The organism is Pantoea sp. alder81 (assembly GCF_020179835.1).
GTDB lineage: Bacteria > Pseudomonadota > Gammaproteobacteria > Enterobacterales > Enterobacteriaceae > Pantoea.
Window position 1 is genome coordinate 75,002 of record NZ_JAIUDA010000010.1, and the last position, 15,178, is coordinate 90,179.

The window sequence follows — 15,178 nt, forward strand, 5'->3', positions numbered from 1 at the left end:
TCTTGTGCCAGGCTTAAGGGAGAATGTTATTTAAAAACGGAGCGTTATGAACTTCCTGGCCTGGACCGCCGCCACCGGTGGTCTGCTACTTCTCATGTCACTGGCTTCCGGTTGGATACACCGTGGGCCAGTGACTTCATTTGGGCTTTATCTGTTCGCGGGCATCTTGTGTGGCCCGTGGATGCTCAATCTTCTGCAGCTCGACATCATTGGTCATGCCAACCTGGCCGCCCACCTCACTGAAATCGCCATGGCAGCCTCGCTGTTTATTACCGGGCTCAAACTGCGTCTGCCGCTCAAGGCGCATGCCTGGCGGGTGGGTGTCCGTTTAGCTTTTCCCGCCATGCTGCTGACTGTGGGTGGCATGACGCTGCTGGTGCATTGGATTACCGGCTTTGACTGGGCGCTGTCGCTGGCGTTTGGTGCCATTGTGGCACCGACCGATCCGGTGTTGGCGAGTCTGATTTCCGTCAACGATGCGCGTGATGATGATGCGCTGCGCGTGGCGCTCTCCAGCGAAGCGGGGATGAACGACGGATCGGCGCTGCCGTTGCTGATGCTGGCGCTGCTGTTGCTGGCACCTGATAGCATGAGCCTCAGCCACCTGGGCGAGTGGGCGCTCAAGGATGTGGTGTGGGCCATTGCGGGCGGGTTGGCGATAGGGTATTTGCTGGGGCGATTAATCGGTCAACTGGCGACGCATCTGCGCAGTGCCCATGAGGATATCGCGCCCAATGATTTCCTCACGCTGGCGCTGATTGCGTTGAGTTATGCCGCCGCGCAATCACTGGATGCTTCTGGCTTCCTCGCCACCTTTGCAGCGGGCGTCGGGCTTCGTCGAGCCGAACTGCGAGTGGTGAAGCACTATCCACAAGAAGAGTTGTCAGAAGAGGAGCAATACCTGCCAGCAGAAGCGCGCGTCAATCCCAACCAACGACTGGCGCACGGTGGCAGCGGTATGGTCAAATCAATGGGTTTGGTGGTCGGCGATGCGTTGTCGTTTGGTGATACCATCGAACGCCTGCTGGCCGCGGGCATGATGGTGGTATTAGGCATCACGCTGGCGCAGCACTGGAATCTCACCGGGATTGGGCTGGCGCTGCTGCTGTTTGTGGTGGTGCGACCGCTAGCCGTGTGGATCACCACCTGGCGCTGCGACATCCCATTGATGCGCCGTTTGATGATCGGTTGGTTAGGGATTCGCGGCATCGGCAGTATCAATTACATTGCTTACGCCTGGGTGCACGGCATGCGCGGCCCACAGGCGGAGCAAATGGTGGATATGGCGTTGACGTTAGTGGTGTGCAGCATCGTGCTGCACGGCATCACGGTGACGCCGTTGTTAAACTGGCGTGCAGCCCGTCAGGCGGCACGTGCGCAACATCATCAAAAGTGATTTTCTGGAAATTACTGGAGCCTGTTATGAAAGCCTTGTTCATTGCCCTTGTGGGGCTCTCACTCTCCGCCAGCGTCTTCGCCGCCGATGGCGATAACACCAGCGAAGAGAATGTGTATGCCAGCCAGCTGTGTCATCTGGTGAGCAGCGAAAAGAAGACCAGCGACCTGGATACTTATACTGCGAAGATGAAGTCTCAGCTGGCCGCCAGTCAGTCTTCGTCTGCGGTGGATAAGCCTGAATTTAATGAAGAAATCGCGCAGGAAGTGATTAGCGCCTGGCTGGAACTGGGCGAGGACGAACGCACGCAGCTGCGTCATAATCAGCAGCAGTGTGAGCAAACAGTGATGACCCAATTCCAGCAGCAGGATTAAATCCCCGTCATACTTCGAACTGTGGCGGCGTTGGCTGCGTTTGCTCGCCCCGGTCACTCACTGCAGTAAGCTCCCGGGGACTCACGCACTTGCCGCCTTGCCACAGCTCGAATTATTTAGGGGATTTCAGCGTCTAACTAATAACGTTATCTCGAGTGCCCGCTTTAATGTAGCGGCAAAAGTTTGGCGGATTCACTATAAAATAAGCGCCTTTATGGGCGCTTTTTCTATGGATCTTTTGTACAAAATGCGTACATAATCGCCAGCGTTGAAAGTTGACACGTATCACATAACGAGACGCAGCCCACAAGGCTGACATATTTTTCAATACTGGCTACCGGGCATGAAACTCACACGGCGTCACTTTTTGTTGGCAACCGGGGCAACGGCCCTGTCGATGACCACGGGCAAACTGTTTGCCCGCGATGACATCATCCCATTGTGGCCAGACGATCCGCCGGGCGGCGGTGGGCCATCTGGGCTATTGAAAGTCAGTATGAATGGCTCATGGACCAACATCGTCTCCCCCGCGATTCAGCGTTTCCGCCCGGAAAACCCCAACGGCGAAGCAGTGATCGTGGCGGCCGGCGGCGGCTACCGCTTTGTCGGCATGGGGCGTGAAGCCTGGCCGGTGGCGCGCTGGTTGAATGCCAACGGTTACACCGTGTATGTGCTGAGTTATCGCTTGCCGGGCGAGAAATGGCAGGCAGGGAATCTTGCGCCGCTGCAGGATGCGCAGCGCGCGATTCGCCTGGTGCGTTCGATGGAGAGCAAAGTGCATCTGCTTGGCTTCTCCGCGGGTGGGCACCTGCTCGGTATGGCCGCGGCGCGTCCCGATTTTGTCACTTACCCGGCGCAAGACCCGCTCGATCAAATCCGGCCAACGGGGGATAGCGTCGGGCTAATCTATCCGGTGATCACCCTCGAAGCGCCTTATCAGAACACCAAAACGCACCTGATGATGGTCGGTGAACACGCCACGCCAACCCAGGAAGCCAACTGGTCAGTGCAAAACTACGTGACACGCCAGTATCCGCCGACGTTCCTCGCTCAGGCGGAAGACGATCACACCTCGAATCCGCACAACACCGAAATGATGCGCGATGCCTGCCGTCGTATGCAGGTGCCGGTGGAGTTGATTGAACTGAGCAGCGGCGGGCACGGCTTTGGTCTGGGGAAAGCGGGTACGCCTGCTGCGCTCTGGGATCAGGCGTATGTGCGCTGGCTGGATCTGCACAGTTAACTGAGCTGTGGTCGCCTTGAATGGCAACCCTACGACGATATTGTACGGTTTTCGTAGGGTGCGCATTTATGCGCATCGGGCAATTGGACGCATTACGTCAAATTATAATGCTCATCCGGCTGGCGCGGTTCCGGCAGCGGGAAATCATTGTTCATCGCCTTCAAATTACGTTCGATATTCACGCACAGCGCATCCAGTGGCAGATGGTTGGGCGCAGTGCCGAACGGATCTTCCAGCTCTTCCGCCAGTGACTCCAGCGACAGGAAGGTGTACGAGATAAACACCGACACCAGCGGCGTCATCAGATGCAGATCTGCCACCAGCGCAAACGGCAGCAGGGTGCAGAACAGGTACACGGTGCGATGCAGAATCAGGCTGTAGGCAAATGGAATCGGCGTGCTGGCAAGGCGATCGCAGCCGCCCAGATAAGCCGACAGATGATTGAGATTGTCATCAATACTCTGCCAGACAATATCCGACACCAGACCCTCATCACGCCGCTGCGCCAGCCATTCCCCCATACATAACAACGTCTGCGAGGTTGGCATCGGATTGCCAAGCACTGCACCGCGCCATTTTTCCGGCAGCAAGCGCGCTAAGTCCGTCCTGGCATCGGTTTGACGTAACCGGTGTTTCAATGCCCAGCTAAACGCCAGCTGTAGCCCGATAAACTCCTGCACCTGCACTTCACTGATTCCGCGTATGCATTTTATCTGGCGCAGCAGCGAGCGCTGAGTGATGTGCATATTGCCCCACAATGTGCGGGCCTCGATAAAGCGCGCATAGCTGGCGTTGTTGCGAAAGCCGAGGAAAACCGCAATCGACACACCAATCAAGCTAAACGGCGCAGTAGTAAGGTGGATGCCAAAAGTGGAGTACCACGGATAGCCGAGGATGGCGATCACCGACATCAGCAGGTTGAGTGACAGGCGAAAGACAATGCTTACCAGTACCGAGCCGTGCCAGTCGAACAGCCGGAGGAACCAGTGTTGATGAGGACGTACGATCATTTTGCGATGGTGTTTTTTATGATTTTGTTGGCACAGGTTACGCCCGCTATTACACCGGACGCAATGTGAAAATCGGGTGATTTAAGGCGAAAAACGGTGTGTTATGGATGGATTTTTCTTTTTAAATCAGCCTTCTAAAAACACTTTGAACAAGTTGTAAAATTCTTTGCGTTATCTCTTTCCGGCCCCTTTCTCTAAAGTTTATTCCAGCAGCACATCATACAAATTTAAAAACACTTTAGAGGAATACACCATGTCTAAACTTGACCTGCTCGACCCACAGAACTCAACCCTGATTTTTATCGACCACCAGCCGCAGATGGCTTTCGGCGTCGCTAACATTGATCGCCAGCAGCTCAAAAATAACACCGTCGCTTTGGCAAAAGCGGGCAAAGTTTTCGACGTGCCGGTGATTTATACCTCTGTAGAAACCGAAAGCTTTAGCGGCTACATCTGGCCAGAACTGCTGGCGGTGCACCCGGAATCCAAGCCAATCGAACGTACCTCGATGAACTCGTGGGAAGATGCCAAATTCGTTGAAGCGGTGAAGAAAACCGGCCGTAAGAAGCTAATCATCTCTGCGCTGTGGACTGAAGTGTGCCTGACCTTCCCGGCACTGATGGCGCTGAAAGAGGGCTTTGAAGTGTACGTCGTGACCGATACGTCCGGCGGCACCAGCGTCGATGCCCATGAACGTTCAATTCAACGCATGGTGCAGGCTGGGGCAGTGCCGGTCACCTGGCAGCAAGTGTTGCTGGAGTATCAGCGTGACTGGTCACGTAAAGAGACCTACGACGCGGTGATGGATCTGGTACGTGAACACAGCGGCGCTTACGGTATGGGCGTGGATTACGCTTACACCATGGTGCACAAAGCACCACAGCGTCAGGCTTAAGTTACGGTTGGCGCGGCAGGCTGCTTTTCAGTGCATCGATAAACAGCCGCAGCGCCATCGACTGATGCTGGTTAGGCGGGAACCACAAGGCCAGACCTGCCGACTGCACCCGCCAGTCGGCGAGCAGTTCCACTAACTGGCCGGATTGCAGCGCCGCTTCGGCGTAAAGCGATGGCACATAAGCAATACCCAATCCGCTGATGGCCGCACGGGTCATCAGCGCGTTGTTGTCTAACGTTATCGTGCCCGGCACATCCAGCTCGCAGCGTTCTCCCGCATTTTCATACTCCCAGCGATAGCGTTTCCCGCTCGGTAAACGATGACGAATGCACTGCTGTTGCAATAAATCCTGCGGCTGCTCTATGGGGTTGTACTCAGCAAGATAATCCGGTGAAGCTACGGTGATAAAGTTCAGTGGGCCGCCCAGTGCAATCGCCACCATATCCTGCGGCACATCTTCCAATAACCGAATACCGGCATCGAACCCGGCGGCAGTGATATCCACCAGTTCACCCTGCGCGGCAAAATCGAGCTGGATATTGGGGTAATCAGCGCAAAATCCGGGCACCACCTTTTCCAGCAGGATTCCGATCGCGGCGTCGCTGGCGCTGATGCGCAACGTGCCCACATGCTGTTGGCGGCGGGCGCTGACATCGTGCAGCACCTCATCCATCTCATTTAGCAGCGGTGCCAGCCGATCCAACAGTTGTTGCCCGGCATCGGTGAGCGACACGCTGCGGGTAGTGCGCTGAAACAGCTGCACGCCGAGGTTGTGCTCCAGCGTTTTCACCAAATGGCTGAGTGAAGATCGCTTCAGGCCGAGCATTTCGGCGGCGCGCCGAAAGCTGCGCTGTTCACCCAGCGTTTTAATGGCCTGCAGTTCATGCCAGGAAGGTCTTCTCATTGGTGGTATTTCCTCACCAGGTCATGCGCGATTAGGGAGACGATAACCACCAGTAAAGCGATCTACCATCAGGTTTTCAACTGGAGGGCGTGAAAATGAAAACCTGGTTAATTACCGGTGCCAGCAGTGGGCTGGGCCGTTTGATGAGTGAAGAGTTACTGGCACGCGGCGATCGCGTACAGGCATGTGTACGCCGCACTGCAGCGATGGCAGATTTGCAGGAGCAATACGGCGAACAGCTACAAGTGATCGCACTGGATTTGGCGAACACTGTCAGCATCGCGCCCGCTATCGCCAAAGCCTTTGCGCAGGTGGAACGCGTTGATGTGGTGGTGAGTAATGCCGCCTACGGTTTGTTTGGTGCGGCAGAAGAGCTGAGCGATGCGCAGATTGATCGCCAGATCGCTACCAATCTTACCGGCTCAATCCAGCTGATCCGCGCGGTCATTCCATTGTTGCGCCAGCAGGGCGGCGGGCGCATTGTGCAAGTTTCCTCAGAGGGCGGGCAGGTAGCCTATCCCAATTTTAGCCTGTATCACGCCAGCAAGTGGGGCATCGAAGGGTTTGTTGAAGCGGTGCGACAGGAAGTCGCCAGCTTTGGTATCGATTTTCTGCTAGTGGAGCCGGGCCCGACCGCTACCAACTTTGGTGCCGGGCTGGATGTTGCTGAGGCGCAGGAGGTTTACCAGGACACCGCCTCCGGTGAAGTGCGCCGCGCGATTATGTCCGGCGAGTTCGCGATCAAAGGTGATGCCGCAAAATCTGTCACGGCGATGATCGCCACACTGGATCAACCCGCCATGCCGCTGCGTCTGGCGCTGGGCAGTACGGCTTATGACAATATCGAAGCCGCACTGGAACGACGCCTGGCAGAATTGCGTTCACAAAAAGCGATAGCCTATCGTGCGGATGTGTAGAAGCTGTTCGCATTACCGCACGGAGTAACAGGCAGGGAAGCAGCATCGCTGCCAAACTTAGCGCACAACAGAAGGCATGCACGTTTCGCAGCGGCATGCTGTGTATTGAGCATTTTGCTAAGGAGAAAGTGGTTATGAAAGCGATGATCCTGAAACAACCTGGCGGTTTAGAGCATCTGCAGCTGGCGGATCGGCCCGATCCCGGTAAACCGGGCGCCGGAGAGATCCGCGTGGCGATCCATGCCACATCACTCAACTTCCACGATCTGCTGGTGGCTAACGGATCGATCCCCACCAAGCAAGATCGCATCATGATGGCGGACGGCGCGGGCGTGGTTGAAGAGGTCGGTGCAGGCGTCACGGACTTCAAGCCTGGCGACCACGTGGTTTCCTGCTTCTTCCCGCAATGGCAGGACGGGCTGCCTCTCGCTCAGGTCGGCAACTTCACCCAAACGCCAGGTGATGGCGCTGATGGTTTTGCCGCTGAAGTGGTAGTGCGTCCGGCGAATCATTTCACTCTGGCTCCACGCGGCTGGCGTCATGCGGAAGCAGCTACCATCACCACTTCGGGCCTGACGGCTTGGCGTGCCCTGGTGGGCGATGCACAGATCAAAGCGGGCGATACCATCGTCACGCTGGGCACCGGCGGCGTGTCGATTACCGCGCTGCAAATCGCCAAAGCGATGGGTGCGCGCGTGATCGTCACTTCATCTTCTGATGAGAAGCTGGCCAGAGCCAAAGAGTTGGGGGCCGATGCGGGTATCAACTATCGCAGTACGCCGGAGTGGGGCAAAGAGGTACAGCAGCTCACTGAGGGCAAAGGTGCCGATGTGGTAGTGGAACTCGGCGGGCCGGGCACCATGGCGCAGTCGATTGAGGCGGTGCGCGTCGGCGGCCATATCGCGTTGATTGGCGTGCTGACCGGGTTCGAAGGCGTTATCCCGACCTCGCTATTGATGGCGAAGCAGGCGCGTATTCAGGGGTTGATTGTCGGCCATCGTCGTCAGCAGCAGGACTTTGTGCGCGCACTGGAACACACCGGTATTCGTCCGGTGATCAGCGACAGTTACGGTGCGTTGAGCGATCTGCCTGCGGCTTTCCAGCATCAGCAGTCGGCGGGACACTTCGGCAAAATCACCGTGGAGTGGTAGCGGGGAAGCCTGTTTCCCACATCGGGAAACAGGCTTATTACATCAGTAGTAATCGCCGTGGCGGTAGTCCCATGACGGGAAGATATCCGACAGCAGCGCCATGATTTTATCGACATCAAGGCCTTTGCGGATCAGCACCGGGCACGGCGTAATTTTACGCTCGCCGTTCTGCTGTGGAATCAGACGACCTTCGCTGTCGACCATCGATACCATCACGCCCTGTTCGTAGCGCACCTTATTTTCGTCGTTGGGCTGAATAGATTTCACGTAATCATTGGCTTCGATAATTAAATCAGCACGCGATGCAATACGTTCGCCAATTCCTTCAACCAATCCACGGTTACCCTGACCAGATGGGTTCGCAGAACTGGCGAAAGAGAATTTCCCGTGATCTTCCCACAGGGCTTTCGCGATATTTTCGCCTGGGCGGCCAAATTTAATCACGAAGCAGCTGGTCTGGCGGCCATCCATCATCAGCTCTTTTGAACCATCAGCCGGAATACGCGCCAGCGCATCATCGCGCCACGGTAAGATACAGCCCAGCAAAATATCCTGATCCCAATGCTGCTGATAAAGCTGATCAATTTCCGGTGTCAGCTGAGCCAGAGAACGCAGCTGCTCCAGCGAGCCACACAGCACCACGCCTGGCTTGTTGCGCTTGCGCTGCTTGGCTTCGAACTTACGTTCCAGCCCGGCTTTATCGGAGGTCATGATGATGTAACCCACTTTGGTTGGGCTTACGATCATGCCGCCGTCTTGTGACAGAATCTCGATGGCTTCAGGTTGTAACCCGCCATTCCACGTTATTTGCTTACCGCTCATGGATCTACCCTATCTGCGTATCAATAGATGACGTACAGGAATATTACCTGCAATATAATTAAGGATTTAATTAACCGGATAATTCATCAGGATTAATTTTCTGGTGTAAAACCATGCTGGTGATAATAGTACGATAATTAAAGGTGATGCAACTGATGAAAATAACGATGAAAGGAATAGGGTTAATTTAAAATAACACGCGGGAATTGTAGTGTTATTTAAGTTGGCGCTGAATAAGTGTTTCAGCGCCAGCGTTAATTAAAATATCAGGGCGTGTGCTACACCGCGCAGTGCGATGCCGAGGATGATGCCCGGCACGGCGAAACGGAACAGGCGCGGGAAACGACTCGATAGGCCCAGGAAAATACCAATACCCGGCAAATCAAAGGTCTGAATCAGCCAACCCGCCGAGGCATTAATATTGTGCGCGCTGTATAAGCCTTTCTCCACCAGCCCGGCTACCACGCCGTAATAGGCGGTGCCGCCTGCCAGGCATTTAGTCAGTGCAGGCAGAATGTACACCTCAGAGATGTTGAATCTGTCCAGCAGCGGAGAAACCAGCCGGGTAAGCATCTCAATCCCGCCGGATTCCTTCAAAATACCCACCACCGACAACGAGAGAATCAGCATCGGCAACGAGCCCAGCGCCAGGCGAATCGCATCGGCGCCGGCACTGTTGATAATGGCAATCAGCCCCATTTTGCTTTCATTGTTGGCGACGGTTTCATCTTCATTCAGTAGCGATGCATCCGAGAGTTTGCGGGCAAAGAAGTGGTAGGTCGCTGCCGCCGCCAACACCCCGCCGCAGATGGAGATCAGCAACGCGGCGCTCCAGTTCAGGCCCGCCGGAATCAACGGGTAAAAAGCATTGGCTTGTCCCATGGCAAACAGCATCGCTAGCGTGGCTGCCATATGGCGATCGGAGGTGCCGCGTTTTTCCATAATCGCTAATGCCGCTAACGGCGCAGCGAAACTCACGAAGTTAAGCTGAATCAGCGCAAATAACGCCAGTCCGGTAATTCCTAAAGGTTTTAATAACGGTGTGGAATGACGTACCACAAAATCCAGCACGCCTTTCACTTCCAGGTATTTCATGATGAATAACATCACCACCATGATAGGAATAAGCGTATACAGCGCGACATCGACCGAAGCTTTGCCCGCAGACATAATAATGCTGATGATATTCATGCGGTTGCCTGAACCTCGAACCACTGCTTAATACCGACAAACATGCTGCTCCCCTTGCCTTGAAATACGCATAAAAATGCCAGCGCGAAGGGCGCCAGCAAAGGGATAAATAGTATCCCGGCGGCGTAAACTTGAGTAGTGAAGAAAATAAATTTTATCTTGCAGGAAATGAGAGAGGGAAATAACCGTGCGCCGACGTTTGTGCGGCGCACTGGAATATTATTCGACGTTTATTCGCTCATCTGGCGAATATTGCGCGCGGTACTCTGCAATAATTTAAATGCATCATAACGGTGCTGATGCAGCTCGGAAAACGATGGCTCAGGATGCCAGCGCTTTTCATCGGTGGTCATGTTTGCCATCGCCGAGGTTACGTCGGGATATACGCCACTGGCAGCAGCGGCAAGAATCGCCGAACCTAATAATACCGGTTCAGGACAGTGGGTGGACTGCACCGGAAGCTGGCAACTGTCTGCTAACAGTTGGCGCACCAGCGAATGCTGTCCGGCACCGCCACTGATCACAATCGAACGCGTAGTAATCCCTTTGCTGGTTTGCGCCTCAATAATTTGGCGCAGGCCGTAGCCGAGGCTGCACAAGCCGGCGATATACAGCGCGATCAGGCTGGCTTCATCGTTGTCCATTCCAAGACCGCAAATCACCGCTCGCGCGTAAGGGTCGCCAAACGGGGCGCGATTACCAGCGAACTCCGGCACGATATGCAGACCTTCGACTAAATCCAACGTTGCCGACTCACTGCGGGCTTGCTGCAAGGCCTGCTCCGCGAGATACACCGGCAGTGCAAGGCCTGCGGCATCGGCGGCCTGCTGTGCTTTAGTGACAGCCGGATGCATCTCCAGCAGGCGATCGATGGCCGCGCCCGCAGCGCTCTGTCCGCCTTCACTCAGCCATAATCCCGGCACCATTGCGGAGTAATACGGCCCCCACACGCCGGGCACAAACGCGGCTTCACGCGTCGGCGTCATGGTGCAGGACGAGGTGCCGAACACGTAAGCGAGTTTATCTTCCGGGGTGCCATCCGCGCCCAGCGTACCGACGCCGCCTGCATGGGCATCAATTAACCCGGCAGCCACGGGCGTGCCTGTAGGCAAACCAAAGTCGGCGGCCGCTTGCGCGGTTAAACCGCTGCCGCACGGCGTGCCAGGTTCAACGATCCGCTGCCCAATGCGCGCAAATTTCTCCTGGGCAAACTCCGGCAAACCAATGGCGCTGAAATAGTCGGCATCCCAGCGCTGTTCGTGCGCCAGATAGTTCCACTTACAGGTGACAGTGCAGGATGAGCGCGCCGTATCGCCCGATGCGCGCCAGCTCAGGTAATCGGTGAGATCGAAGAAGTGCGCGGCGGACTGGAACGTCTGTGGATTGTGGGTTTTCAGCCACAACAGTTTTGGCATCTCCATCTCGGGTGAGATGCGTCCGCCCACGTAGTCGAGCACCGGATGTTTCGTCGCGTTAATCGCATCGGCCTGCTGCGTGGCGCGATGATCCATCCATACAATGATATTGCGTTCCGCTTCGCCATCCGCGCTGACCGGCAATGGCTTACCTTGTTGATCAATCACCACCAGTGAGCAGGTGGCGTCGAAGCCAATACCGGCCACCGCCGCCGGATCGATGGCGGCTTGTGTCACCGCCTCGCGCACGCAATGGCTGACGGCCTGCCAAATCTCATTGGCGGATTGCTCAACCACATTGCCGTGAGCGCGGAAGGTGGTGATGGACTGCTTTGCATGGCCGAGTAAATTGCCTTTGCCATCAAACACCCCGGCACGGGCGCTGGCAGAACCGACATCGACACCTATCAGATATTTTTCGTTACTCATGCTGCTGCACCTCGGCTGGTTACAGGTCAACGCTGTTAGGCAGGATCACGATATCGCGCACCGTGACACCCGGCGAACGCGTCACCATAAATAGCACCGATTCCGCCACTTCGATCGGTTGCATCAGGCTGCCGTTGGCCAGCGCGTCCTCCAGTTTATCTTTTGGCCAGTCATCGAGCAGGGCGGTGACCACTGGACCCGGCAGCACCGCACCGACGCGCACGCCATACTGCGCCACCTGACGACGTGTTGAATGCACAAAGGCCTGCACCGCAAATTTTGACGCGGTGTAGATGGGTTCCCAGATCACCGGCACCACGCCGGCAATCGAGCTGGTAAAAATGATGTCACCCGATTTCTGTGCGATCAGATGCGGCAGCACCGAACGTACGCAGCGGAAGGCCGCGCTGGTGTTGAGTTTCAGTACGCGATCCCAGATGTCCGGATCGCCTTCCGCCACCGGGCCGCCAATGTAGGCACCGGCGTTGGCGTGGAAAATATCCAGACGGCCCGCCAGCTTGAGAATGTCATCGAGAATCCCATCAACCTGTTTGCCGTCCATCAGGTCAATCTGCAGCGGCAATGCCTGTGGGCCCAGTTCCGCCACCAGCTGCTGCAACTTGTCGCCGTCGCGATCGATCAGAACGACTTTAGCCCCGGCTTGCAGCAGCACTTTGCTGCATTCAAGGCCGATGCCGGAAGCTGCGCCGGTAATGGCGGCGACTTTTCCGTTGAGAGGGTTATGCATGGAGAAGAGGTTAGAGTTCATCTTATAATCCTTTATCAATGGTGTTTTAGGTGATGCTCAATCGATGAAGCACAACTATCACCCCGACTTTTAACCAGCAACAAAAAGCGCAATAAAGGGATGGGTTCTGTGACGGGGATCGGCAAAAACAAGAAAACCACCATTTATGACCTGGCGGAACTCACGGGCGTTTCGGCGAGTGCGGTGAGCGCGATTTTGAGTGGCAACTGGAAGAAGCGGCGCATCAGTGCCAGCACTGCAGAGAAAGTGAACCGGATTGCGCAAGAACAGGGCTATGCGCTGAATCGGCAGGCCAGCATGCTGCGCAGCACGCGCTCGAAAACCATCGGCATGATCGTGCCAAAATATGACAACCGTTATTTTGGCTCAATCGTTGAGAAGTTTGAGCAGATGGCGCGCGATCGCGGCCTGTTCCCGGTGATTACCTGCACGCAGCGCGATCCGGATTTGGAACTGGAAGCGGCACGCACCATGCTCTCCTGGCAGGTGGATTACATGGTGGTGACAGGAGCGACCGATCCCGATCGCATCACTGCACTCTGCCAGGCCGCAGGCGTGCCGTCGCTGAATCTGGATCTGCCCGGTTCGCTGGCACCTTCAGTGATTTCGGATAACTTTCAGGGTGCGTTGAGCCTGACGCGCAGCCTGCTGGAGAAATGCCCGCAGCCGCTGATTTTTGTCGGCGGACGTGCCAGCGATCATAACGGTAAGGAGCGTCTGCGCGGTTTTTTGGCAGCACATAAGGAGCGAGGTGTTTCGGTGCCGGAGGAGAACCTGCTGTTGTGTGACTATGAGCCGGAAAAAGCGCAAACGGCGTTGAAAAGCTACTTTCAGCAGCATGAAACGGGGCAATTTGGCCTGTTTGTGAACTCGACTATTTCGCTGGAAGGGGTGGTGCAGTTTCTGCGTGCGGCGGATCTACTGTCTGATGATAAGCATCCGGCGATTGGCTGTTTCGACTGGGACCCGTTTGTCGCGCTGTTGTGCAAAGACATCATCATGGTGAAGCAGGATGTGGCCGGCATGATGGAGTCGGTGTTTCGCCTGATGGAGAGCGGTGAGCAGGATGTTACGGTGGTGGAAGTGCCGGTGCTGCGGATGCAGTAAAAGGGCGGATTTAATACCGCCTCATCATTGGTCGCCATTAATGGCGACCCTACAGCAGTCAGGTGCTGCTGTAGGGTGCGCATTTATGCGTACCAGGGAATCCCTTATCGCATGGTCACAAATTCTTCCGCCGCAGTCGGGTGAATCGCTACGGTGTTGTCGAAGTCTTTCTTGGTGGCGCCCATCTTCAGTGCCACCGCGAAGCCCTGCAGCATCTCATCCATACCGTTACCGATACCGTGGATGCCGACAATCTTCTCTTCTGCACCGACGCATACCAGTTTCATGCGGCACGGCTGGCGGTGTTGGGTGACGGCGGTGTACATCGCGGTGAACGAGGATTTATACACTTTCACCTGATCGTCACCGTACTGCTCGCGCGCCTGCGGTTCAGTCAGGCCGACAGTACCAATGGGTGGATGGGTGAACACCACAGTTGGCACGTTGCTGTAATCCAGATGCTCGTCCGGTTTGTTGTTAAACAGACGCTCGGACAGGCGGCGACCGGCAGCCACGGCGACGGGAGTCAGTTCCACCGCACCGGTGTTGTCGCCCACTGCATAGATGCCTTGCACGTTGGTGTTCTGGAACTTATCAACGTTGATATAGCCTTTGTCGTTCAGCGCCACGCCGGTCACGGACAGGTTGAGATTGTCGGTCGCCGGTTCGCGCCCAATCGCCCATACCAGGCAATCGACGGTTTGCTCATGACCGTTTTCCAGCTGCAGCGTCAGGCTACCGTCAGCGTTCTTGATTACTGCTTTCGGGATCGATTCGGTGTGCAGCGTGGGACCTTCGGCCTGCATCACTTCCACCAGCGTATCGACAATCAGCGGATCAAAGCTGCGCAGCGGTGCATGCTTACGCACAAACAGATGAGTTTCGGCACCGAGCGCGTTGACCACACCGGCCAGCTCCACTGCGATATAACCTGCGCCAACCACTGCCACACGCTTTGGCAGCGTATCCAGTTCAAAGAAGCCGTCAGAGTCGATACCGTATTCCGCGCCAGGCACTTGCGGATGGCTTGGACGGCCACCGGTGGCGATCAGGATGTGATCGGCCGTGATGGTCTCGCCGTTCACTTCCACGGTGTTCGCATCGATAAAGCGCGCGAAGCCTTTGATCACTTCAACGTTATTCTTACCCAGCACGTTGTCGTAAGAGGTGTGGATGCGATCGATATAGGCGCTGCGGTTTTTCACCAGCACCGACCAGTCAAAGTGGTTCACGGTGGTATCGAAACCGTAATCCGGGCCATACAGGTGGATGGCTTCAGCAATCTGCGCCGCGTGCCACATCACCTTTTTCGGTACGCAGCCGACGTTGACACAGGTGCCGCCCAGCTCTTTCGCTTCAATCAGCGCGCACTTCTGGCCATGCATCGCTGCACGGTTTATCGAGGCGATACCGCCGCTGCCGCCGCCGATGGCGAGGTAGTCAAAATGTCTGGTCATCCGTTGTGTCCATCAGTTGGAAGAAAATTGGCATAGAGTGTAACGCTGCTTGCGCAAGCGGCGCAAAGGTTCAGCCTATGATTATGATAGGGTTAAAT

14 protein-coding genes are annotated in these 15,178 nt (G+C 55.9%); 7 read left to right on the forward strand and 7 right to left on the reverse strand.

Translation table 11 applies throughout. The annotated features are described in order from the left end of the window. The first annotated feature begins 46 nt into the window (after positions 1-46). The 3 genes from LBW88_RS22465 (at position 47) to LBW88_RS22475 (ending at position 3,013) form a co-directional block, all read left to right on the forward strand. Positions 47-1,396, forward strand: coding sequence for a cation:proton antiporter (locus LBW88_RS22465; RefSeq protein ID WP_224934310.1), 1,350 nt, complete (start codon positions 47-49; stop codon positions 1,394-1,396). Between the two features lie 26 nt (positions 1,397-1,422). Beyond that, complete coding sequence (locus tag LBW88_RS22470; protein ID WP_224934311.1) at positions 1,423-1,770, forward strand: hypothetical protein; 348 nt, start codon at positions 1,423-1,425, stop codon at positions 1,768-1,770. A 397-nt stretch (positions 1,771-2,167) separates the two neighbouring features. Continuing rightward, positions 2,168-3,013: an alpha/beta hydrolase gene (locus tag LBW88_RS22475; protein ID WP_224934439.1), complete on the forward strand. Its 846-nt coding sequence runs from the start codon at positions 2,168-2,170 to the stop codon at positions 3,011-3,013. A gap of 92 nt (positions 3,014-3,105) precedes the next feature. On the opposite strand, the gene LBW88_RS22480 is transcribed toward LBW88_RS22475, so the two are convergent. After that, a complete protein-coding gene (locus LBW88_RS22480; RefSeq protein ID WP_224934312.1) occupies positions 3,106-4,023 on the reverse strand; it encodes a bestrophin family protein in 918 nt (305 codons plus the stop codon). A 253-nt stretch (positions 4,024-4,276) separates the two neighbouring features. Between LBW88_RS22480 and LBW88_RS22485 the strand changes: the two genes are divergently transcribed. Continuing rightward, entirely contained in the window at positions 4,277-4,918 is a 642-nt protein-coding gene (locus LBW88_RS22485) for a hydrolase (protein ID WP_034819796.1), read from the forward strand. Position 4,919: 1 nt separating this feature from the next. On the opposite strand, the gene LBW88_RS22490 is transcribed toward LBW88_RS22485, so the two are convergent. Continuing rightward, positions 4,920-5,822 (reverse strand): LysR family transcriptional regulator, encoded by a 903-nt coding sequence (locus LBW88_RS22490; protein ID WP_224934313.1) that lies wholly within the window; start codon positions 5,820-5,822, stop codon positions 4,920-4,922. A gap of 95 nt (positions 5,823-5,917) precedes the next feature. On the opposite strand from LBW88_RS22490, the gene LBW88_RS22495 reads away from it, so the two are divergent. Further along, positions 5,918-6,739: an SDR family oxidoreductase gene (locus LBW88_RS22495; RefSeq protein ID WP_224934314.1), complete on the forward strand. Its 822-nt coding sequence runs from the start codon at positions 5,918-5,920 to the stop codon at positions 6,737-6,739. A 134-nt stretch (positions 6,740-6,873) separates the two neighbouring features. Continuing rightward, a complete protein-coding gene (locus LBW88_RS22500) occupies positions 6,874-7,890 on the forward strand; it encodes a zinc-dependent alcohol dehydrogenase family protein (protein ID WP_224934315.1) in 1,017 nt (338 codons plus the stop codon). A gap of 42 nt (positions 7,891-7,932) precedes the next feature. Here the strand turns inward: LBW88_RS22500 and LBW88_RS22505 are convergent, their stop codons facing one another. The 4 genes from LBW88_RS22505 to LBW88_RS22520 form a co-directional block, all read right to left on the reverse strand. Beyond that, on the reverse strand, positions 7,933-8,712 hold the full coding sequence (locus LBW88_RS22505) for an L-threonylcarbamoyladenylate synthase (protein WP_224934316.1): 780 nt from the start codon (positions 8,710-8,712) through the stop codon (positions 7,933-7,935). 258 nt (positions 8,713-8,970) lie between these two features. After that, positions 8,971-9,903 carry a nucleoside recognition family protein gene (locus LBW88_RS22510; RefSeq protein ID WP_224934317.1) on the reverse strand — a complete coding sequence of 311 codons (933 nt, stop codon included), beginning with the start codon at positions 9,901-9,903 and terminating at the stop codon, positions 8,971-8,973. A 230-nt stretch (positions 9,904-10,133) separates the two neighbouring features. Continuing rightward, complete coding sequence (locus tag LBW88_RS22515) at positions 10,134-11,747, reverse strand: FGGY-family carbohydrate kinase (RefSeq protein WP_224934318.1); 1,614 nt, start codon at positions 11,745-11,747, stop codon at positions 10,134-10,136. A gap of 19 nt (positions 11,748-11,766) precedes the next feature. Further along, positions 11,767-12,516: an SDR family oxidoreductase gene (locus LBW88_RS22520; RefSeq protein ID WP_224934319.1), complete on the reverse strand. Its 750-nt coding sequence runs from the start codon at positions 12,514-12,516 to the stop codon at positions 11,767-11,769. Positions 12,517-12,624: 108 nt separating this feature from the next. Here LBW88_RS22520 and LBW88_RS22525 point away from each other — a divergent pair, with 108 nt between their 5' ends. Then, a complete protein-coding gene (locus LBW88_RS22525; protein WP_224934320.1) occupies positions 12,625-13,623 on the forward strand; it encodes a substrate-binding domain-containing protein in 999 nt (332 codons plus the stop codon). A gap of 104 nt (positions 13,624-13,727) precedes the next feature. Here LBW88_RS22525 and gorA read toward each other — a convergent pair whose 3' ends face one another. Continuing rightward, a complete protein-coding gene (gene gorA / locus LBW88_RS22530; protein ID WP_224934321.1) occupies positions 13,728-15,080 on the reverse strand; it encodes a glutathione-disulfide reductase in 1,353 nt (450 codons plus the stop codon). Positions 15,081-15,178 lie beyond the last annotated feature (98 nt).

What these genes read in the sequence shown, in the direction of transcription:
- LBW88_RS22465 (WP_224934310.1), top strand. Translation starts at nt 47, where the DNA reads ATGAACTTCCTGGCCTGGACCGCCGCCACCGGTGGTCTGCTACTTCTC.
- LBW88_RS22470 (WP_224934311.1), top strand. Translation starts at nt 1,423, where the DNA reads ATGAAAGCCTTGTTCATTGCCCTTGTGGGGCTCTCACTCTCCGCCAGC.
- LBW88_RS22475 (WP_224934439.1), top strand. Translation starts at nt 2,168, where the DNA reads ATGACCACGGGCAAACTGTTTGCCCGCGATGACATCATCCCATTGTGG.
- LBW88_RS22480 (WP_224934312.1), bottom strand. Translation starts at nt 4,023, where the DNA reads ATGATCGTACGTCCTCATCAACACTGGTTCCTCCGGCTGTTCGACTGG.
- LBW88_RS22485 (WP_034819796.1), top strand. Translation starts at nt 4,277, where the DNA reads ATGTCTAAACTTGACCTGCTCGACCCACAGAACTCAACCCTGATTTTT.
- LBW88_RS22490 (WP_224934313.1), bottom strand. Translation starts at nt 5,822, where the DNA reads ATGAGAAGACCTTCCTGGCATGAACTGCAGGCCATTAAAACGCTGGGT.
- LBW88_RS22495 (WP_224934314.1), top strand. Translation starts at nt 5,918, where the DNA reads ATGAAAACCTGGTTAATTACCGGTGCCAGCAGTGGGCTGGGCCGTTTG.
- LBW88_RS22500 (WP_224934315.1), top strand. Translation starts at nt 6,874, where the DNA reads ATGAAAGCGATGATCCTGAAACAACCTGGCGGTTTAGAGCATCTGCAG.
- LBW88_RS22505 (WP_224934316.1), bottom strand. Translation starts at nt 8,712, where the DNA reads ATGAGCGGTAAGCAAATAACGTGGAATGGCGGGTTACAACCTGAAGCC.
- LBW88_RS22510 (WP_224934317.1), bottom strand. Translation starts at nt 9,903, where the DNA reads ATGAATATCATCAGCATTATTATGTCTGCGGGCAAAGCTTCGGTCGAT.
- LBW88_RS22515 (WP_224934318.1), bottom strand. Translation starts at nt 11,747, where the DNA reads ATGAGTAACGAAAAATATCTGATAGGTGTCGATGTCGGTTCTGCCAGC.
- LBW88_RS22520 (WP_224934319.1), bottom strand. Translation starts at nt 12,516, where the DNA reads ATGAACTCTAACCTCTTCTCCATGCATAACCCTCTCAACGGAAAAGTC.
- gorA (WP_224934321.1), bottom strand. Translation starts at nt 15,080, where the DNA reads ATGACCAGACATTTTGACTACCTCGCCATCGGCGGCGGCAGCGGCGGT.